The 19,288-nt window shown below is 66.4% G+C and carries 18 protein-coding genes; 9 read left to right on the top strand and 9 right to left on the bottom strand.

The annotated features are described in order from the left end of the window. Entirely contained in the window at positions 1-1,494 is a 1,494-nt protein-coding gene (gatA, locus tag ACT89O_RS01755) for an Asp-tRNA(Asn)/Glu-tRNA(Gln) amidotransferase subunit GatA (protein WP_121421968.1), read from the bottom strand. A 12-nt stretch (positions 1,495-1,506) separates the two neighbouring features. Then, the gene (gene gatC / locus ACT89O_RS01760; protein ID WP_055394393.1) at positions 1,507-1,806 is read right to left on the bottom strand and encodes an Asp-tRNA(Asn)/Glu-tRNA(Gln) amidotransferase subunit GatC; all 300 of its coding nucleotides are present in this window, start codon (positions 1,804-1,806) and stop codon (positions 1,507-1,509) included. Between the two features lie 206 nt (positions 1,807-2,012). Between gatC and ACT89O_RS01765 the strand changes: the two genes are divergently transcribed. The 4 genes from ACT89O_RS01765 to mrdA all read left to right on the top strand — a co-directional run bounded on the left by ACT89O_RS01765 (position 2,013) and on the right by mrdA (position 6,699). Continuing rightward, the gene (locus tag ACT89O_RS01765) at positions 2,013-3,056 is read left to right on the top strand and encodes a rod shape-determining protein (protein ID WP_005798130.1); all 1,044 of its coding nucleotides are present in this window, start codon (positions 2,013-2,015) and stop codon (positions 3,054-3,056) included. A gap of 130 nt (positions 3,057-3,186) precedes the next feature. Further along, entirely contained in the window at positions 3,187-4,110 is a 924-nt protein-coding gene (gene mreC, locus ACT89O_RS01770) for a rod shape-determining protein MreC (protein WP_055394389.1), read from the top strand. A gap of 31 nt (positions 4,111-4,141) precedes the next feature. Next, a complete protein-coding gene (mreD, locus tag ACT89O_RS01775; protein ID WP_055394387.1) occupies positions 4,142-4,660 on the top strand; it encodes a rod shape-determining protein MreD in 519 nt (172 codons plus the stop codon). 98 nt (positions 4,661-4,758) lie between these two features. Then, positions 4,759-6,699, top strand: coding sequence for a penicillin-binding protein 2 (gene mrdA / locus ACT89O_RS01780; protein WP_487261664.1), 1,941 nt, complete (start codon positions 4,759-4,761; stop codon positions 6,697-6,699). Positions 6,700-6,875: 176 nt separating this feature from the next. Here mrdA and ACT89O_RS01785 read toward each other — a convergent pair whose 3' ends face one another. The 5 genes from ACT89O_RS01785 to ACT89O_RS01805 all read right to left on the bottom strand — a co-directional run bounded on the left by ACT89O_RS01785 (position 6,876) and on the right by ACT89O_RS01805 (position 11,288). Then, on the bottom strand, positions 6,876-7,772 hold the full coding sequence (locus tag ACT89O_RS01785; RefSeq protein WP_487261665.1) for a DMT family transporter: 897 nt from the start codon (positions 7,770-7,772) through the stop codon (positions 6,876-6,878). Positions 7,773-7,850: 78 nt separating this feature from the next. Then, complete coding sequence (locus ACT89O_RS01790; RefSeq protein ID WP_436131521.1) at positions 7,851-8,606, bottom strand: amino acid ABC transporter ATP-binding protein; 756 nt, start codon at positions 8,604-8,606, stop codon at positions 7,851-7,853. Next, positions 8,603-9,385 carry an amino acid ABC transporter permease gene (locus tag ACT89O_RS01795; RefSeq protein ID WP_121421972.1) on the bottom strand — a complete coding sequence of 261 codons (783 nt, stop codon included), beginning with the start codon at positions 9,383-9,385 and terminating at the stop codon, positions 8,603-8,605. Before ACT89O_RS01795 ends, ACT89O_RS01790 begins: the two co-directional genes overlap by 4 nt. A gap of 125 nt (positions 9,386-9,510) precedes the next feature. After that, a complete protein-coding gene (locus ACT89O_RS01800; protein WP_121421973.1) occupies positions 9,511-10,275 on the bottom strand; it encodes a transporter substrate-binding domain-containing protein in 765 nt (254 codons plus the stop codon). 254 nt (positions 10,276-10,529) lie between these two features. Further along, positions 10,530-11,288 carry a sulfite exporter TauE/SafE family protein gene (locus ACT89O_RS01805; protein WP_055394375.1) on the bottom strand — a complete coding sequence of 253 codons (759 nt, stop codon included), beginning with the start codon at positions 11,286-11,288 and terminating at the stop codon, positions 10,530-10,532. Between the two features lie 364 nt (positions 11,289-11,652). Here ACT89O_RS01805 and ACT89O_RS01810 point away from each other — a divergent pair, with 364 nt between their 5' ends. Together ACT89O_RS01810 and ACT89O_RS01815 are read left to right on the top strand one after the other, a co-directional pair. Then, complete coding sequence (locus ACT89O_RS01810; RefSeq protein WP_228897650.1) at positions 11,653-13,011, top strand: ammonium transporter; 1,359 nt, start codon at positions 11,653-11,655, stop codon at positions 13,009-13,011. 164 nt (positions 13,012-13,175) lie between these two features. Beyond that, a complete protein-coding gene (locus tag ACT89O_RS01815) occupies positions 13,176-13,508 on the top strand; it encodes a hypothetical protein (protein ID WP_487261666.1) in 333 nt (110 codons plus the stop codon). A 36-nt stretch (positions 13,509-13,544) separates the two neighbouring features. Here the strand turns inward: ACT89O_RS01815 and ACT89O_RS01820 are convergent, their stop codons facing one another. Continuing rightward, positions 13,545-13,838: an antibiotic biosynthesis monooxygenase family protein gene (locus ACT89O_RS01820; protein WP_487262806.1), complete on the bottom strand. Its 294-nt coding sequence runs from the start codon at positions 13,836-13,838 to the stop codon at positions 13,545-13,547. Positions 13,839-14,183: 345 nt separating this feature from the next. Continuing rightward, positions 14,184-15,863 carry a GMC family oxidoreductase gene (locus ACT89O_RS01825; RefSeq protein ID WP_487261667.1) on the bottom strand — a complete coding sequence of 560 codons (1,680 nt, stop codon included), beginning with the start codon at positions 15,861-15,863 and terminating at the stop codon, positions 14,184-14,186. Between the two features lie 444 nt (positions 15,864-16,307). Between ACT89O_RS01825 and ACT89O_RS01830 the strand changes: the two genes are divergently transcribed. From ACT89O_RS01830 to ACT89O_RS01840, 3 genes are read left to right on the top strand one after another with little or no spacing between them, the layout of a single operon-like run. Continuing rightward, complete coding sequence (locus ACT89O_RS01830) at positions 16,308-17,432, top strand: MlaE family ABC transporter permease (RefSeq protein ID WP_055394405.1); 1,125 nt, start codon at positions 16,308-16,310, stop codon at positions 17,430-17,432. Continuing rightward, positions 17,429-18,316, top strand: a complete 888-nt coding sequence (locus tag ACT89O_RS01835; RefSeq protein ID WP_121421978.1) for an ABC transporter ATP-binding protein — start codon at positions 17,429-17,431, stop codon at positions 18,314-18,316. Before ACT89O_RS01830 ends, ACT89O_RS01835 begins: the two co-directional genes overlap by 4 nt. Then, positions 18,316-19,278, top strand: a complete 963-nt coding sequence (locus ACT89O_RS01840; RefSeq protein WP_055394368.1) for an MlaD family protein — start codon at positions 18,316-18,318, stop codon at positions 19,276-19,278. Before ACT89O_RS01835 ends, ACT89O_RS01840 begins: the two co-directional genes overlap by 1 nt. Positions 19,279-19,288: the final 10 nt, after the last annotated feature.

Below are 19,288 nucleotides of genomic sequence, written 5' to 3' on the forward strand. Positions count from 1 at the left end.
TCAGAAGCCCTCCGGACGGCGGAGGTGGAAGTCGGTGGCTTGCTGCAGGCGGTGCGCAGCGTTCAGAAGGCGGGCTTCCTGGAAGTAGTTGCCCAGCAGCTGCAGGCCGACGGGCATGCCCCCCTCGCCAAAACCGGCGGGCACGCTCATGCCGGGCAGGCCAGCCAGCGAGCCGGGCAGGGTGAAGATGTCGGCCAGGTAGTCGGCCAGCGGGTCGTTGCCGTGGTCGCCCAGCTTCCAGGCCACCGTGGGGGCCACGGGGCCGGCGATCAGGTCGCAGTCCTTGAAGGCATTCTGGAAGTCGTCGGCGATCATGCGGCGGATCTTCTGTGCCTGCAGGTAATAGGCGTCGTAGTAGCCGTGCGAGAGCACATAGGCGCCGATCATGATGCGGCGCTTGACCTCGTCGCCAAAACCTTCGGCGCGGGTCTTCTTGTACATGTCCACCAGATCGGTGTAGTCCTTGGCGCGATGGCCGAACTTCACGCCGTCAAAGCGGGAGAGGTTGGACGATGCTTCGGCCGGAGCAATGATGTAGTAGACCGGAATGGACAGCTGCGTGCGCGGCAGGCTGATGGGCACGAGCTTGGCGCCGAGCTTCTCGTATTCCTTCAGGGCACCATCTACGGCGGCGCGCACATCGGGCGCCAGGCCTTCTCCAAAGAACTCGGCGGGGATGCCGATGCGCAGGCCATCGATGCTGTCGTTGAGTTTGGCGCTGAAGTTTTCGGCAGGCACATCGAGCGACGTGGAGTCGCGGTCCGGGTCGGGGCCGCACATGGCGGACAGCAGCAGCGCGCAGTCTTCGGCCGAGCGGGCCATGGGGCCGGCCTGGTCGAGGCTGGAGGCAAACGCGATCATGCCGTAGCGGCTGGCGCGCCCATAGGTGGGCTTGATGCCGGTAATGCCGCAGAACGAGGCGGGCTGGCGGATGGAGCCGCCGGTGTCGGTGCCGGTGACGGCCGGGGCCAGGCGTGCGGCCACGGCCACGGCGCTGCCGCCGGACGAGCCGCCCGGGATGCGGTCGGTGGCCCAGGGGTTGCGCACGGGGGCGGGGGCATCAAAGCCCACGGGGGCGACGGCCGAGTTTTCGTTGGCCGAGCCCATGGCGAACTCGTCGCAGTTGAGCTTGCCCAGCGTCACAGCGCCAGCATCGGCCAGCTTGGTGACCACGGTGGCGTCAAAGGGCGACTGGTAGCCCGCGAGCATCTTGGAGCCGGCGGTGCTGGGGAAATCCTTGGTGACAAAGATGTCCTTGTGCGCAATCGGCACGCCCGCCAGCGGGCCGGCGGTGCCTGCGGCGATGGCGGCGTCCTGCGCGCGGGCCTGGGCCAAGGTGATGTCCGGGTTCACGGCCACGTAGGCGCCCAGGTTCTGGTGGGCCTGTGCGCGGGCGAGGAAATGCTGGGCGGCCTCGACGGCCGAGACGCGGCGCTCGCGCAGCTCGGTGGCCAGCTGGGCCACGCCCAGGTCATGCAATGCGGTGGAAGTCATGCGGCGGTGCTCTTACTCGATCACTTTGGGCACGAGGAACAGGCCTCGTTCGACAGCGGGGGCGCTTTGCTGGTTGGCTTCGCGCTGGTTGGGCTCGCTGGCCAGGTCTTCGCGCAGGCGCAGCTGCACGTCCTGGATGGCGGCCACGGGGTGGGCCAGGGGCGTGACGCCCGAGGTATCCACAGCCCGCATCTGTTCCACGATGTCAAAGAAACCATTGAGCTGCGTGAGCATGCGCTCACTTTCGGAAGGTGTCAGCTCAAGCCGCGCCAAGTTGGCAATGCGGCCGATGTCCTGGGGGGTCAGTGCCATAGGGAGGAGAATCTAGAGAAACCAGAAGTAAAGCTGTGATCCGGTGCTCGCCGGAGGGAGTTATTCACAGGGGATGGGGTATTATCCCGGCTTTGCCGCAAAGCTCCCGGAATGGGAGTCAATTGCGTGAAAAAAGCCAATAAACACCCCTGAAATACCTGGCGATGGCAGGCCGACGTGCATGCCGTGCCCGAGAGGACTTTTGAATGTTCGGAGCTTTCCGTCGGTACTTCTCCACCGACCTTGCCATTGACCTTGGCACAGCCAACACCCTCATCTTCGCCCGCGACAAAGGTATCGTTCTTGATGAACCTTCCGTCGTCGCCATCCGCCACGAAGGTGGCCCCCACGGCAAGAAAGTCATCCAGGCCGTAGGTCGTGAAGCCAAGGCCATGTTGGGCAAGGTGCCCGGCAACATCGAAGCCATCCGGCCCATGAAGGATGGCGTGATCGCCGACTTCGTGATCACCGAGCAGATGATCAAGCAGTTCATCAAGATGGTGCACCCGCGCACGCTGTTCACCCCCAGCCCGCGCATCATCATCTGTGTGCCCTGCGGCTCCACCCAGGTCGAGCGCCGCGCCATCAAGGACGCGGCCGAGGCTGCGGGCGCCACGGCGGTGTACCTGATCGAAGAACCCATGGCTGCTGGCATCGGCGCTGGTCTGCCCGTCTCGGAAGCCTCGGGCTCCATGGTCGTGGACATCGGTGGCGGCACCACCGAAGTGGGCGTGATCTCGCTGGGCGGCATGGTCTACAAGGGCAGCGTCCGCGTGGGCGGCGACAAGTTTGACGAGGCCATCATCAGCTACATCCGCCGCAACTACGGCATGCTGATCGGCGAGCCCACGGCCGAAGCCATCAAGAAGAACATCGGCTCGGCCTTCCCGGGCTCCGAAGTGCGCGAGATGGAAGTCAAGGGCCGCAACCTCAGCGAGGGCGTGCCACGCAGCTTCACCATTTCGTCCAACGAAGTGCTGGAAGCCCTGACCGACCCGCTCAACCAGATCGTCTCGGCCGTGAAGAACGCGCTGGAACAAACCCCCCCTGAGCTGGGCGCCGACATTGCCGACCGGGGCATGATGCTGACCGGCGGCGGCGCTCTGCTGCGCGACCTGGACCGCCTGCTGGCCGAGGAAACCGGCCTGCCTGTGCTGGTGGCCGAAGACCCGCTGACCTGCGTGGTGCGCGGCTGCGGCATCGCCCTGGAGCGCATGGACCGTCTGGGCAGCATTTTCACGAGCGAGTAAGCCGGCGGGCCTGTATGCTGCAGGCACTTTTTTCGCTCTGAATTGCATGACTGCACCTGCTCCAATGCTTGTTTCTGAGCACCCGCCCGTGGATGTGTCTCCACGGTGCCGACCCTGACCGCTGCGCACCATGCCCCTGGGTACTCTGGAGCGCAGCGCTCCCCCTTTCTTCAAACAGGGCCCTTCGGCCCTGTCGCGTTTGGCTGTGTTCAGCGCGCTGGCGCTTTTCCTCATGGTGGCCGATGCACGCTTTCAGATCACCGGCCCCTTCCGTCAGGCCGTGGCCACGGTGCTGTACCCCGTGCAGTGGCTCATGCTGCAGCCCGTGGAATTCGCCAGCCACGGGCGCAGCTATTTCCAGTCGCTGCAAACCGCGCAGGATGACCTGGATGCCGCCCGCAAGAAAATGACCGTGATGGGCCAGCGGGCCAACCAGGCAGATCAGCTGGCGATGGAAAACCAGCGGCTGCGCAAACTGCTGGAGCTGCGCGACCGGCTGCAGACACCCGCCCAGGCGGCCGAGGTGATCTACGACACGGCCGACCCCTACACGCGCCGCGTGGTGCTGGACCGGGGGCAGATGGGTGGCGTGGAACTGGGCGCCCCCGTGATGGATGAAGCCGGTGTGCTGGGTCAGGTCACCCGCGTGTTCCCGCTGGTCAGCGAAGTCACCTTGCTGGTAGACCGCGATCAGGCGATTCCGGTGCTGAACATCCGTACCGGTGTGCGCGGCGTGGCCTATGGCGACCCGGTGGCGGGCCATGGCGGTGGCATGGAGCTGCGCTTCATGCCCGCCAATGCAGACATTCGCGAGGACGACCTGCTGACCACCAGCGGTGTGGACGGTCTGTACCCGCCCGGCCTGCCTGTGGCGCGCGTGGTGCGGGTGGAGCGCCGTGCCGACTCTGCGTTTGCGCGCATCTATTGCATACCGCTCGCCCAGGTGCAGGGCGCGCGCCATGTGGTAGTGCTCAAGCCGCTGGCCGACAATGAACTGGCGCGTCCCGAACCCGCCCCGGCTGTCCCCGCCAACAAGCGCGGAGGCCGCAAGTGAGCCACCGCTTGACCCCACAAGGAGGCCCACGATGATCATGCCGCGTGGTGAGCCCCTGCTGATGCCGGTGAACCCGGTCTTCATCTGGGCCAGCTTGGCTGTGGGCCTGGCCATCAACATGCTGCCGCTGGGCCGCATCGTCTGGACGCCCGATGTGCTTATGGTGCTGCTGGTCTTCTGGGGCGTGCACCAGCCGCTGCGCATCGGCATGGGGGTAGCGTTCCTGCTGGGCCTGTGCATGGACGTGAGCCAGTCGGCGCTGCTGGGCCAGCATGCGCTGTCCTATACCGTGCTGTCGTTTGGCGCGATTGCCATTCACCGCCGCCTGCTGTGGTTCAGCGTGCCGTCGCAGGCCTTACAGGTGTTGCCCCTGTTTGCCCTCGCCCACGCGATCGAGCTCTTGCTGCGGATGGCGTCCGGGGGCATATTCCCGGGGCTGTGGAGTTTTCTCGCACCGGTGCTGGAGGCCTTGCTGTGGCCCCTGGCCAGCTGGGTGCTTCTGGCTCCGCAGCGCCGCCCGCCCGACCGCGACCAGAACCGGCCTCTGTAGCCCATGCCTTTCTTGATGCCCGCGCATTTCGCCAGCGTTCCGCCTTGGCCCCTGGGGGTTGAGCCTGGGCTTGCGCGCGCCCGAATGGGAGGGTGGGCGTGACTGAGGTGCGCAGCAGCGAAGCCGATGCTTCGCGCTTTCGGGTGCGGGCCCTGGTCATCGGCGCCCTGGTGTTTTTTGCGTTCTGCCTCATTGCTGCCCGGCTGGTGTATCTGCAGGTGGTCCGGCACGAAGACTTGGCGGCGCAGGCCGAGAGCAACCGCACGGCGGTGGTGCCCATCGTGCCCAACCGGGGGCTCATCCTGGACCGCAACGGCGTGGTGCTGGCCACCAACTATTCGGCCTACACACTGGAGATCACGCCCTCGCGCGTCGGGGTGCTGGACGAGACCATCGACGAGCTGTCCAAGGTGGTGGAAATCCAGAGCCGTGACCGGCGCCGCTTCAAGCGGCTCATGGAAGAGTCGCGCAACTTCGAGTCCCTCCCCATCCGCACGCGGCTGACCGACCAGGAAGTGGCGCGGTTCACCGCGCAGCGCTACCGTTTTCCGGGCGTGGACATCAAGGCACGGTTGTTTCGCAACTACCCGCTGGGTGACGTGGCCAGCCATGCCATCGGCTACATCGGCCGCATCAACCAGACGGAGAAGGCGCGCATCCAGGACTCCGAAGACGAGGCCAACTACCGGGGCACCGAATACATCGGCAAGCTGGGCATCGAGCAAAGCTTCGAGTCGGCCCTGCACGGCGCCACCGGGGTCGAGCAGATGGAAACTTCGGCCGGGGGGCGGGCGGTGCGCAAGCTCTCCAGCCACGCGGCGACGCCCGGCGACAGCGTGATGCTGTCGATCGACATCAAGTTGCAAAAGCTCATTGAAGACATGTACGGCAACCGCCGGGGCGCGTTGGTGGCCATCGACCCGCGCAACGGCGAGATCCTGGCGCTGGTGAGCAAGCCCACGTTCGATCCCAATCTGTTCGTCGAAGGCATCGACGTGGAGAACTGGACCGCGCTCAACGAATCCATCGACAAGCCCCTGCTCAACCGCGCCATGCGCGGCACCTACCCGCCGGGCTCCACCTACAAGCCTTTCATGGCGCTGGCCGCGCTGCAGCTGGGCAAGCGCTCGCCCAGCATGGTGGTCAACGACCCGGGCTTTTATACCTTCGGCGGCCACACCTTCCGCAGCCACGAGGGCGGGCTGGGCGGGGTGGACATGCACCGCGCCATCCAGCAGTCGAGCAACACGTATTTCTATTCGCTGGCGGTGGAGATGGGTGTCGATGCCATCCATGACTTCATGAAGCCGCTGGGCTTTGGACAGTCCACGGGCATCGACCTCAATGGCGAAGTGCGCGGCACCTTGCCCAGCACCGAGTGGAAGCGCAATGCCTACAAGCGCCCCGAGATGAAGCGCTGGTTCCCCGGCGAAACCGTGTCGCTGGGCATTGGCCAGGGCTACAACAACTTCACGATGCTGCAGCTGGCGCTGGCGCAGGCCACGCTGGCCAATGGCGGTATTCGCTACCGGCCGCACATGGCCAAGGCGGTGAAAAACGCGGTCACGGGCCTCGTCACCGAGATCAGCCAGCCGCCGGGAGTGGATCTGGGTTTTTTGCCGAAGAACGTGGACATCGTGCGCAACGCGATGGTGGCGGTGAACAAGGGCGGCACCGGCACGCGTGTGTTTGCCGGGGCGCCCTACACCTCGGGCGGCAAGACCGGCACAGCCCAGGCGGTGACGATGGGCCAGAACGTCAAATACAACGCCAAGGCGCTGGAAGAACACCAGCGTGACCACTCGCTGTTTGCCGCCTTTGCTCCTGCCGAAAACCCCACCATCGTGATTGCGGCCATCGTGGAAAACGCCGGTTTCGGCGCTGCGCACGCCGCCCCCATCGCGCGCCGGGTGTTTGACTACTGGCTGCTGGGCGACTATCCCAACGAGGAAGACATGGCGGCTGTGCAAAAAGGCCTGGCCTCGGCCCCGATCGGCAAGCCCCGCAAAGCGGTCGATGTGCCGCTGATTGCGCCATAGTTTGCTATATAAATAATAGCTGTTTGCGCTTTGTGAATAAGCGCTGGAGCCCGTTTTGGCTTGAAATGGCCGCGCCCGTGGTGCCCGTGCCACCTATGGAACAGGCTCCGCCAGACCATGGGTGGCGTTCCCCTGAGAGGAAGGCGCGGAACGGCTCGGAGGGCGTACCGCGCCTCTCAGGCTCGTTGCGTCTGGCCCGCGCGCGCAGCAGGCTGGATCTGGCTGAACACCAGCGCTGCCACGATGAGCGCGGCGCCACCGAGCCCCGCCCAGCCCAGCCTTTCCCCGAGCAGCACCCAGGCTGTGAGGGCCGCGAACACCGGCTCCAGCCCGAACACGATGGCGCTGCGCATGGCGTCCACGCGCTGCTGGCCCCAGGCCTGCAGCGTCACCACCACTACGCTGGCCAGCAGGCCCAGGTACAGCAGCGCCAGCAACGCATCCAGAGGCAGGTCGGCCACGGACCGTAGCCAGCCCATGCCCTCGCCCTGCGCCAGCAGCAGCGCGGTGGACGCCAGCGCCATCACCGTGGCCTGCGCGGCGGCCATGCGGGTGGCCCGCAGCGGCTGCGCGGCCGTGCGGCGTGCGCACTCTTCCAGCGCCAGGATGTACAGCGCGTAGAACACGGTGCTGGCCAGCGTCAGCGTATCGCCCAGGTTCCAGGGCTCGTTTTCGTGGAACATCAGCGCCATGCCCGCCAGCGCCATCGCGCAGGCACCCCAGAGTCGCCAGCCATAGCGCCGTCCCAGGAAGGCCATGGCGATCAGCGGCACCACCAGCACGTTCAGGCCGGTGACAAACGCATTGCGGTTGCTGCTGGTGCGCGCGAGGCCCTCGATCTGCAGCCAGAACGCCAGGAACAGCAGCAACCCCAGCGCGCAGCCCCAGCGCCGCTCGTGGCGCAGCATGCCGCGCCACAACGGCGCCAGCACCAGCAGCGCGATCACGAACCGCAGCCAGATGATCTGCAGCGCATCCAGGTGCGCCGAGAGCAGTTTCATCGCCGGAAAGGTGGTGCCCCACACCACGGTCACAGCCAACAGGGCCATCAGGCCCCAGCGTTCAGTACGCATCGACAAATTCCTAAATACCCAAAAGAAAAAAGGGCCGCCGGTTGCCCGGGCGGCCTTTGCAGTGCGGCGCGGAGTTGATCAGTGGCTGACCTGCCCCAGAAACGCGCGGATGCGGTCATTGGCCGGGTTGCTGAAGAACTCCTGCGGCGGCGCATCGTGCGCAATGCGGCCTTGATCGAAGAACATCACGCGGTCGGCCACCTCGCGCGCAAAGCCCATTTCGTGGGTGACCACAATCATGGTCATGCCACCACGCGCGAGGCCTCGCATCACGTCCAGCACTTCCTTGACCATCTCGGGGTCGAGTGCCGATGTGGGCTCGTCAAACAGCATCACTTTGGGTTGCATGGCCAGCGCCCGTGCAATGGCCACCCGCTGCTGCTGCCCGCCCGACAGCTGCCACGGGTACTTGTGTGCGTGGTCCTGCATGCCCACGCGGCGCAGCAGCTGCATGGCTTCGTCGTTGGCCTGGGCGCGCGGGGTGCGGCGAATGCGGCGGGGCGCCAGCGTCACGTTGTCCAGCACGCTCATGTGGCCGAACAGGTTGAACTGCTGGAAGACCATGCCCACCTCGCAGCGCTGGCGCTGCAGGGTGGCGAGGTCGTCGCAGACGTCCACGCCATCGATGGTGATGCGCCCGCTGTCGTGGGGTTCCAGCCGGTTGATGGCGCGCAGCAGCGTGCTCTTGCCCGAGCCCGAGGCGCCGATGATCACCGTTACCTCGCCGGTGTGGAACACGGTGGAGACGTCCTTGAGCACCTGGTGTGCACCAAACGACTTGCACACCCGCTCGGCCACGATGTAGGGCTTGGGCTGGTTGGTCGTTGCGGTCATCGGTTGCGCCCTTCCACGTCAAAGCGGTATTCGACGGCGTTGGAGACTTGCGTGACCAGCGTGGTCAGCAGCAGGTAGGTGATGGCCACCGTGGTCAGCGTGGCAATGGGCTGGAACGTGGCCGACTGGATGCGGTTGCCCACATTGGTCAGCTCCACCACGCCGATGGCGTAGGCCAGTGACGAGTCCTTGAGCAGTGCCACAAAGTTGCTCACCAGCGGCGGCAGCGAGATCTTGAACGCCTGCGGAAACACCACGTCCAGGAACACGTGCATGCGGCCCAGGCCCAGCGCCTTGGCGGCCTCGGTCTGACCGCGGGGCACGGCCAGCAGGCCGGCGCGCAGGGCTTCGGCGTTGTAGGCGCCCACATTCAGCCCCAGGGCCACGACGGCGGCGGCAAAGTCGGGCAGGTTCAGCCCCGGCACCAGCACGGGCAGGGCAAAGTACACAAACAGGATCTGCACCAAGAGCGGCGTGCCGCGAATAGCCCAGATGTACACGCCGGCAATCCAGCGCACGGCCGTCCAGCGGGCGGTGCGGGCCAGCGCCGCCGCCGTGCCCAGCACCAGGCCCACGGCACCACTGACCAGCGTGAGCCACAGCGTGGTGCGCGCGCCTTCGGAAAACGCCTGGGCGTTGGGGCCGATGGGGTCGGGAAAGAACGAAAGCAACTGGCCCAGCAACGAGAGGGCCAGAACCATCAGCACCAGTGCAGCGACCAGCGTGGCATTGCTGCGCTGCTGTCGGGACCAGCCTTGTGGCCAAAGAGCGAGAAGCATGGATCGGACGACCGGAAGGTCTTGGTTGGAAATCGGGTCGGCGGCAGGACCATGGTGACGCCGTCAAAAACAGCAAAGGGTGCGCAACGGGCCAGGCCCAGCGCACCCCGTAGCGTGTTTTTATATCAGTTGCAGCGCACGTCTTCGTTGAAATACTTCTTGGAGACGGCGGCGTAGCTGCCATCGGCCAGCACTTCGGCAAACGCCTTGTTCCAGGCATCGGCCAGGCCGGTGTTGCCCTTGGCCATGGCGGGGGCGATGCGTTCGATGAACAGCATGTCGCCGAGCTTGAACCCGGCCTTGGCGTTCTTGGCGGCGGCTTCCTTGGCCACGAACTTGTCGCTCACCCAGGCGTCGACGCGCTTGGAGATCAGGGCGCGCTGGGCGTCGGTGTCCTGCGGGAAGTTCTTCACCTCCTTCACCCCGGTGAGCTTCTGCACGTTTTCCAGGTAGCTGGTGCCGGTCTGCACTGCCACCACCTTGCCGGTCAGGTCCTTGGCGTTGCGGATTTTTGCGTCCATGGCCACGATGATGCCGCCCGAGCAGTAGTGGGGGTTGGCAAACGTGACGGCCTTGGAGCGTTCTTCGGTCACGCCGTGCGAGGCAATGACAGCGTCCCAGCGGCTTTGGCCCAGGCCGGTCAGCAGTGCGTCAAAGCCCAGCGTCTTCCATTCGAGCTTCAGGCCCATCTTCTTGACCACCAGCTCTGCCACTTCCACCTCGAAACCCGTCAGCTTGGTGCCTTCGAAGAAGTTGAACGGGGCAAACTGGCCTTCGGTGGCCACGATGATCTTGCCGTCCTTCTTGATTTCGTCCAGCGTGCGGGCCTGGACGGCGAGGGCAGCGCACAGCGCCACGGCGGTGACAACGGCAGACTTGAAAAACTTCATGGCAGGTTCCTGTGGGGGTGGTTCAGGTACAAAAAATCCGGCATGCGGGTAGGCAAGCCGGAGCGGGTGAATGCAGGCATCGCCAACAGCGATGGGCCTCGTCATCAAACGGAAATGCGCAGAAATTATAGGACGGGCGTTCACATTCGGGCCATGCAGGGCAACCCCGATGACCTCGGGGCGCCCTGGTGGTAGGCCAGCTCAGCTTAGCAAGCATGATGCCATCCGGGGGCACGAGCCCCTTCGGGCCTCGGCTAGCGCAGGAACGCGTCGTAACCCGTCTTGAGGATCAGCGTGCTCACCACCACGATGAAGATGCCACGCACAAAACCCGTGCCGTGCTTGAGCGCCAGGTGCGTGCCCAGCAGGCTGCCCACCACATTGGCGATGGCCAGCGTCACCGCAAAGTGCCACCACACATGGCCCTTGGCGGCAAACAGCGCGATGGCGGCGATGTTGGTGGCGCAATTGAGCAGCTTGGCCGAGGCCGAGGCGTTCAGGAAGTCATAGCCCAGCAGCCGCACAAACAGAAAAACGAAGAAACTGCCGGTGCCCGGGCCGAAGAAGCCGTCATAAAAGCCGATGACCACGCCGATCAGGCAGGCCGCCAGCACTTCGGCCCTGCCCGCAAAGCGGGGTGTGTGGTGCCGCCCCAACTCTTTCTTGGCCAGCGTGTAGACCAGCACCCCCAGCAGCACCAGGGGCAGCAGCTTGCGCAGGAAGTCGGCCGACATCACGGTCACGGCCCAGGCGCCTGCAAACGACCCCGCAAAACCGGCCGCTGCCGCGGGCAGCATGGCCGACCAGCGAACCTGCACCTTGCGGCTGTACTGCCAGGTGGCCATGGCCGTGCCCCACACCGAGGCCGCCTTGTTGGTGCCCAGCAGCGTGGCAGGGGGCGCCCCGGGGAAAGCCGCAAACAGGGCCGGCACCATCACCAGCCCGCCACCCCCCACGATGGCATCCACGAAGCCTGCGAGCAGCGAGGCAAAGGTAATAAAAATCCATTCCATCGCAGGATTTTCGCAGCTTGCCTGCTATGGATTCAGGACTCCCCGGGGCATTGCGAAAGGGAGGCCAGCGTAGAACAGGCAAGAAAAAGGCGCTGGGATCGCCAGCGCCTGGAAAAAAACGCACCTCGTTGGGTGCTTGAAATTTGTTTATTGGTAGAAAGAGTGTCTCCTCGGGCCCCTCGCTTGGCACACCGAAGCGCGCTTTCGAGTGCCGCAACTGTAGCGACTGCACTCCGCTGGTGCATTGGGGGTTTCCCGCCCCCGTTGTGGGGCAGTGATCGGGTTTCCAGGGGCGGAATCGGGGTGTTGGGGCTGGCACGGCTCGTGCAATCGCGCTTGTAACAATTTGCGAAAGGGAGCCGCCATGCGGGGAGTCAACCACCGGTTCGTTGGGGTAGGGTCGCTGTGTCTGGGCCTGTGCGCGAGTGCGCTGGCGCAGACGGCGCCAGAGGTGGCGGCGGGAGCGGTGCCTTCCTTGTCCCTCACACGTCCCGGGCTGGTGGCGCAGTCCACGATCAGCGCGGCAGATACCGCGTGGATGATGACCTCCACAGCGCTGGTGCTGCTGATGACGCTGCCGGGCATTGCCCTGTTCTACGCAGGCATGGTGCGCAAGAAGAACGTGCTCAACACCATGGCCAGCGTGGTGGCCATTGCCGCGCTGGTCAGCCTGCTGTGGTTTGGGGCGGGTTACTCGCTGGCCTTCACCCCGGGCAGCCCCTGGCTGGGGGGATGGGACCGCATCGGCTTTGCGGGCCTGGACTTTCAGCTCGCTGGCGGCAAGCTGGCCGTAAGCCATGTGGCGCCGCACATCCCCGAGTCGGTGTACGCCATGTTCCAGCTCACGTTTGCCATCATCACTGCCGCGCTGCTGGTAGGGGCGTTTGTCGAGCGCATGCGGTTTTCCGCCATGCTGATCTTCATCAGCCTTTGGACCCTGCTGGTCTACGCCCCTGTGGCGCACTGGGTGTGGGAGCCAGGGGGCTGGCTGGCCCAGATGGGTGCGCTGGACTTTGCCGGAGGCTCGGTGGTGCACGTGAATGCGGGTGTGGCCGGGCTGGTGTGCGCGTGGTTCCTGGGGCGGCGCACGGGCTATGGGCGCGAGGCGTTCGAGCCCTACAACCTGGGGCTGACCATGGCGGGCGCGGGCTTGTTGTGGGTGGGCTGGTTCGGCTTCAACGCAGGCTCTGCCGTGGCCGCCGACGGCCGTGCGGGGCTGGCGATGGCGGTGACGCACCTGGCCGCAGCGGCGGGTGCCTTGTCGTGGATGCTGGGCGAGTGGGTGGTGCGCGGGCGGCCATCCCTGCTGGGGCTTTGCTCTGGCCTGGTGGCGGGCCTGGTGGCCATTACGCCTGCTGCGGGTTTTGTCACGCTGCGCTCGGCAGTGGTGATTGGCGTGGTGGCGGGTTTGGCCTGCTACTGGGGCGCCACGGGGCTCAAGCGCCTGCTGCGCGCCGACGATTCCCTGGACGTGTTTGGGGTGCATGGCATCGGCGGCATCGTGGGCTCGCTGCTCACAGGCATGCTGGCCAGCCGCACCGTGGGGGGTGTGCCAGGCAGCTTGCTCACCCAGGCCATTGGCGTGGGCGCTGTGATGGCCTACAGCCTCGTCGCAACCGCCGTGCTGTTGTGGATCACCAACCTGGCTGTGGGCCTGCGGGTGGATGAGCAGAGCGAGCAGACCGGGCTCGACATTGCCCAGCACCGTGAGCGCCTGGGGTAGATGGAAGCCCCCCTGAGCCGCTTCGCGTCTTCCCCCGAGGGGGACGCCACCCGTGGCCTGGCAAAGCCAGTTCCACGGTGGCACTGGCTTGGGCTGCGCCCCTGTCATGGCCAGTTGGTGGTGCGCAGCGCCATGGATGACTGAAATGCCATAAGGAGCCGACCATGCCCGATTCCGACAAGCTTGCCATTGCCGCCCATTTGCATGTGCTGCTGCGCCGCAAGACGGGGCGCGTGACCGACACCGAATGGATGGCTGCCAACGTTGAATATGCGCTGGAGATCGTGCGGTTCGCACGCCAACGTGCCCAGGAGGACAACGTTCCGGAGCTGGTCGAGTGGGCCGACCGCCTCGATCTCGCCATCCATGCCGCCCCACCTGCTGCGCCGCGGCGACCCTTGCTGGATGTGGCCACGCAGGCGGTGCGCCAGCGCATGGCGCCGCCGCCGCCAGAGCCTGCGCCGGAGGTTCCCCGTTATGTGGGAGGGATTCGCTGACCACGCTGCGGCCGGGTGGCCGTTGCGCGGGCGGTGTCAGTGCGCTGCCGTGCCTTGCACGAACAGGCCCGCCGTGGGCAGCAGCCCGGCCAGCTTGTCATCGCCATAGGTGCGCAGCACCTGCGCAATCACGACCTGGTAGCCGTTGAGCCACTGCGCTTGCGCCGCCTTGGCCTTCAGGTGGGCGGGGTGCTGCATCAATGCCTCCAGCGCTTCGAGCGACTGCCAGTAGTAGACGTTGGACACGAGGCCCTTGCCCGTATCCTCCCACGATTCCTCGCCCAGGTAGCCGTCGATGGAGCGGGCGGCGGTGGCAATCGCCTCGTCCAGGCGGTGGAAGGCGTCGTCGAATTGAGAACCTGTTCAAGGTCTTTTCGGGGATCGCGTTGGAGTGCAATCGGGATGAGTGGATGCTTCGGGTGCGCCGCATGGGCTGGTGCCCGTGCAAGCAACCGAGGCGTCCAATCGCCCGATTTCACTCCAACCCTTCGGGCAAGTGCCTTGCCGGGCGGTCTGCGGCGTTGCGGCGCTTGTGGATAGCCGGGCTATCCACTGCGCACCGCGCCTTGCATCCCCTCCCGGCAAGGCACTTGCGCGACCCCGAAAAGACCTTGAACAGGTTCTTCGTGGCAAAGATGAAGGTGGAGGAGTACATGGGCGCGATGGTATCCGCGCTCATGCCGCGCGCCGCGCCTGGATGATCCACTCCGCCGCCTTCTCGGCCAGCATCAGTGTGGGCGAGTTGGTGTTGCCGCTGGTGATGGTGGGCATAGCCCCCGCATCCACCACGCGCAGGCCTGCAATGCCACGCACGCGCAGTTGGGAGTCCAGCACCGCCATCGGGTCGTCATCCCGCCCCATCTTCGTCGTGCCCACGGGGTGGAAGATCGTGGTGGCAATGTCACCGGCCAGGCGCGCGAGGTCCTCGTCGCTTTCAAACTGCACGCCGGGCTTCCACTCCTCGGGCTGGTACCTGGCCAGCGCGGGCTGGGCCACGATGCGGCGCGTGACACGCAGGCTGTCGGCGGCCACCTGCCGGTCTTCGGCGGTGCTCAGGTAGTTGGGGGCGATGGCAGGTGCGGCCTTGAAGTCGGCGTTCTTGATGTTCACCGTGCCCCGGCTTGTGGGGTTGAGGTTGCACACGCTGGCCGTGAAGGCCGGAAAGCTGTGCAGCGGCTCGCCAAAAGCGTCGAGCGACAGTGGCTGCACGTGGTACTCGATGTTCGGGTAGGGCTGGTCGGCGCTGCTGCGCGTGAAGGCCCCCAGCTGCGAGGGCGCCATGCTCATGGGGCCACTGCGTTTGGTCGCGTATTCGAGCCCGATCTTGGCCTTGCCCCAGAGCGAGCTGGCCATGGTGTTGAGCGTGGCCACGCCGTTGACCTTGAACACCGCGCGGATCTGCAGATGGTCCTGCAAATTGGCGCCCACGCCGGGCAGGTCGTGCACCACGTCGATGCCGTGCTGGCGCAGCAGCGCGCCCGGGCCGATGCCCGACAGCTGCAGCAATTGCGGTGAGTTGACCGCGCCTGCGCTCAGAATGACCTCGCCCGTTGCGCGGGCCGTGACCATCTCCTGGCCGTCCCACACCTGTACGCCGGTGCAGCGCTTGCTGCCGTCGGGCTGCGTCTCGACGATGAGCTTGGCGGCCTGCGCGCTGGTCCACATCTCGAAGTTGGGGCGGCCGTAGCAGGTGGGCCGCAGGAAGGCCTTGGCGGTGTTCCAGCGCCAGCCGCTTTTCTGGTTGACCTCAAAGTAGCCCACGCCTTCGTTGCTGCCGCCGTTGAAGTCGTCGGTGGCCGGGATGCCCGCCTGCTGCGCGGCCTGGGCAAAGGCGTCGAGCACATCCCAGCGCAGGCGTTGCTTTTCCACACGCCACTCCCCGGTGCTGCCGGTGGCCTTGTTGCCGTGCAGGCGTTTGAAGTTTTCATTCACGGCGCCGGGCTGGTCCAGGCGCCAGTGGTCCTCATGGCGGCGGAAATAGGGCAGGGCGTTGTCCCAGCGCCAGCTGGCGTCGCCGGTCAGCTCGGCCCACTGGTCATAGTCGCGCGCCTGGCCGCGCATGTAGATCATGCCGTTGATGCTGCTGCAGCCGCCCAGCGTCTTGCCGCGCGGGTAGCGCAGGGTGCGGCCGTTCAGGCCCGCATCGGGTTCGGTGTTGTAGAGCCAGTCGGTGCGCGGGTTGCCGATGCAGTACAGGTAGCCCACGGGGATGTGGATCCAGTGGTAGTCGTCCTTGCGGCCGGCCTCGATGAGGAGCACGCGGTGGCGGCCGTCGGCGCTCAGGCGGTTGCTCAGCAGGGCGCCGGCGGTGCCGCCGCCGATGATGATGGTGTCAAACGTGGTGTGGTCGCTCATGGGCAGGGGCGGTGGCAGTGTGAGGAAGGAGACGGAGGGCCATTGTGCGGACAGCGCCGGGTGTGTCGAGAGGGTCAGTGCCTATTGCTATTAAATATATAGCTATCAGCGCACGCTGGTAAAGCGCTGGCGGCCTGTTTGATATTAATTTCACGCATTCCTGGCCCGCCTGTGCTTGGCGCACGGCCCTGGGGGTCCTCTGCACGAATCGCCGCGCCGTGTGCATCTGCGGTCTCGGGTGGTCTGCGGCGTTGCAAAACCTCGCAATAGCTACGGCTATTGCGAGGTTTTGCGCCTTGCAGCCCATCCCGATCCGCAGCGCACACTTTCCGCTCGATTCGTGCAGAGGATCCCTGGCGGGCATCAATCCTACGTGCCGCCTGCGTCCGGCTCCGCTACCATGCACGCTCCCTTTCATTCTTGGCAGCCCGCGCTGCCCAGTTCATGACCGACCCCGCTCCTCGCATTGTTCGCGCCGACACGCCCCAGGGGCCTTGTGCGCAGCTGCACGGGCGCTGGGGCGCGGCGGAGCTGGGAACCGGGGCGCAGTGGCAGGCCGTGGCGGGTCAGCTGCGCAGCCACCCGGCCGCACCCACGCTGGGCTGGGACCTGATGCAGCTGCAGTGGCTGGACCACGTGGGCGCCCAGTTGCTGTGGAACCACTGGCAGCATGCCTGGCCCGAGCGCCTGGCCTGCACCGACGCCCAGCGCGACATGCTGGCGCGCGTGGCGCAGTTCACCTGCACCGCTCCGCCGCCCGAGCCCTGGCGGCTGGGTGAGCAGGTGGACCACCTGGGGGTGCTGGTGCTGCACGGCGTGGACCATGCCCGCCACATGCTCGAAATGGTGGGCCGGCTGGTGCTGGACCTGGGCCGCCTGGCGCGCGCGCCGCGCAAGGGGCCGTGGCGCGACGTATCGGGCCACCTGTACCGCATGGGGGCCACGGCCCTGCCCATCACGGCTCTGGTGGGCTTTCTCATCGGCGTGGTGCTGGCCTACCTCATGAGCCTGCAGCTGCGGCAGTTCGGGGCCGAGTCGTTCATCGTCAACATCCTGGGTATCTCGCTCATCCGCGAGCTGGGGCCGATGCTGGCCGCCATCCTGGTGGCGGGGCGCTCCGGCTCGTCGATCACGGCGCAGATCGGCGTGATGCGCGTGACCGAGGAACTCGATGCCATGCGCGTCATGGGCATTCCCCACGGCTTTCGGCTGGTGATGCCGCGCACCATTGCGCTGGCACTGGCCATGCCGCTCATCAGCGTGTGGACCACGCTGGCAGCGCTGGCGGGCGGCATGCTGGCGGCCGACGTGGCCATGGACATCTCGCCCGGCTACTTCGTGCAGGCCCTGCCCGCCGCCGTCAAGATCGGCAACCTGGGCCTGGCCATGGCCAAGTCGGTGGTGTTTGGCGCGTTCATCGCGCTCATCGGCTGCCACTGGGGCCTGCGCGTGAAACCCAACACCCAGAGCCTGGGCGAGGGCACCACCGCTTCGGTGGTCACGTCCATCACCATGGTGATCATCGTGGATGCGTTGTTCGCTGTGGCATTTAAAAACATAGGCATATGAGCAGCCACGCACGCACATCATTGCCCGAGCACATCGCCGTCGCGCCCGGCGAGCCGCCCATCGTGGACGTTCAGGGCCTGTGGACGCAGTTTGGCAAGGGCGATGAAACCTTCACCGTGCACCAGGACCTGAACTTCACCGTGCAGCGCGGCGAGATGCTGTCGCTGGTGGGGGGCTCGGGCACGGGCAAGACGGTGCTGCTGCGCCAGATCCTGGGCCTGGCCCGGCCTGCGCGGGGGCAGGTCACGGTGCTGGGGCGCCCGGCGTCTGAAATGGGGCGCGAGGGCGCGGCCAGCCGCGTGGGCATGCTGTTCCAGCACGGCGCGCTGTTCTCGGCCTTCAATGTGCTCGACAACGTGGCCTTTGCGCTGCGCGAGCAGGGCACGCTGCCCGACGACCTGGTGCGCGACGCCGCGCTGGTCAAGCTGCAGATGGTGGGCCTTCAGCCCGAGCACGCCACGCGCATGCCGGCGGATCTGTCGGGGGGCATGGTCAAGCGCGTGGCGCTGGCGCGTGCGCTCATCATGGACCCGCCGCTGCTGCTGCTCGACGAACCCACGGCGGGGCTGGACCCCAGCAGCTCCGACGACTTCTGTGCGCTGCTGCGCGAGCTGCGGGCCGCGCTGGGGCTCACGGTGGTCATGGTCACGCACGACCTTGATACGCTGTTTGCGCTGAGCACCCGCGTGGCCGTGCTGGCTGATAAGAAGGTCATCGTCACCGGTCCGCCGCACGAGGTGGCGCATTTCAAGCACCCGTTCATCGAACATTTCTTCCTGGGTGAACGTGGCCAGCGCGCCATGGCCCCGGTGCAATCCGTGGAGCACGCCCTGGCAGCACAGACTGCCGCCGCCGTGCCCACGCCCGACAAGGAACCCAGCTGATGGAAAACAAATCCCACGCCCTCGCCGCAGGCATCTTCGTGCTGGTGGTGGCCGCCATGCTGGCGGGCCTGGCCATCTGGCTCACGCGCGACAGCGCCAACTACGAGCAGTACGAGCTGTCCACCAAGGACGGCGTGAGCGGCCTGCAGCCCCAGGCCGCCGTGCGCTACAAGGGTGTGGCCGTGGGCAAGGTCACGCGCATCGGCTTCGACCCGCAGGTGACGGGCAACGTGCTCATCCGCATTGCCGTCAACGAGCAGGCCCCGATCAGCCCCACCACCTTCGCCGTGCTGGGCTACCAGGGCGTGACGGGCCTGGCCCATGTTCTGCTGGACGATGCCGACCAACCTTACCCTGAGCTGCCCCCGGGCCCCAGCGGCCTGCCGCGCCTGCCCATCAAGCCGTCGCCGTTTGGCAAGCTCGCCGAGCAGGCCCCCGCCATCCTCACCCAGGTGGACGAAGCCACGCGGCGCATCAACCAACTGCTGGGCGACACCAACCAGCAAAAACTCACCGAAGCCCTGGGCAACATTGCCCAGGCCGCAGGCAGCGTGAACACCTTGACCCAGCGGCTCGATGCCACCGTGGCCCAGCGCCTTGACCCGGCCCTGGCCGCGCTGCCCCCGCTGGCCAGCGATGCGCGCAAGACCCTGCAGTCCCTGCAGCAGGCCGGCGCCAGCGTGTCGGTGCTGGCGGCCGACGTTAGCAAGACCACGCAGCGCCTGGGGGCCGAGGGCGGCCCCATCGACCAGATCACCATCGGCACGCAATCCCTCGCCCGGGCGGCCGATCAGTTCAGCACCACCACGCTGCCGCGCCTGAACCGCGCGGCCGACGACACCTCGCGCGCGGCACGCACGCTCAGCCGCACGGCGGGTGGTGTGGCGGACAACCCCCAACTGTTCATCTACGGCTCGGGCCGCATTCCGCCCGGCCCGGGCGAACCTGGTTTCGCGCCCTGAGGAGAAGCGT

The sequence above is a fragment of the Acidovorax sp. NN32 genome (assembly GCF_057597245.1).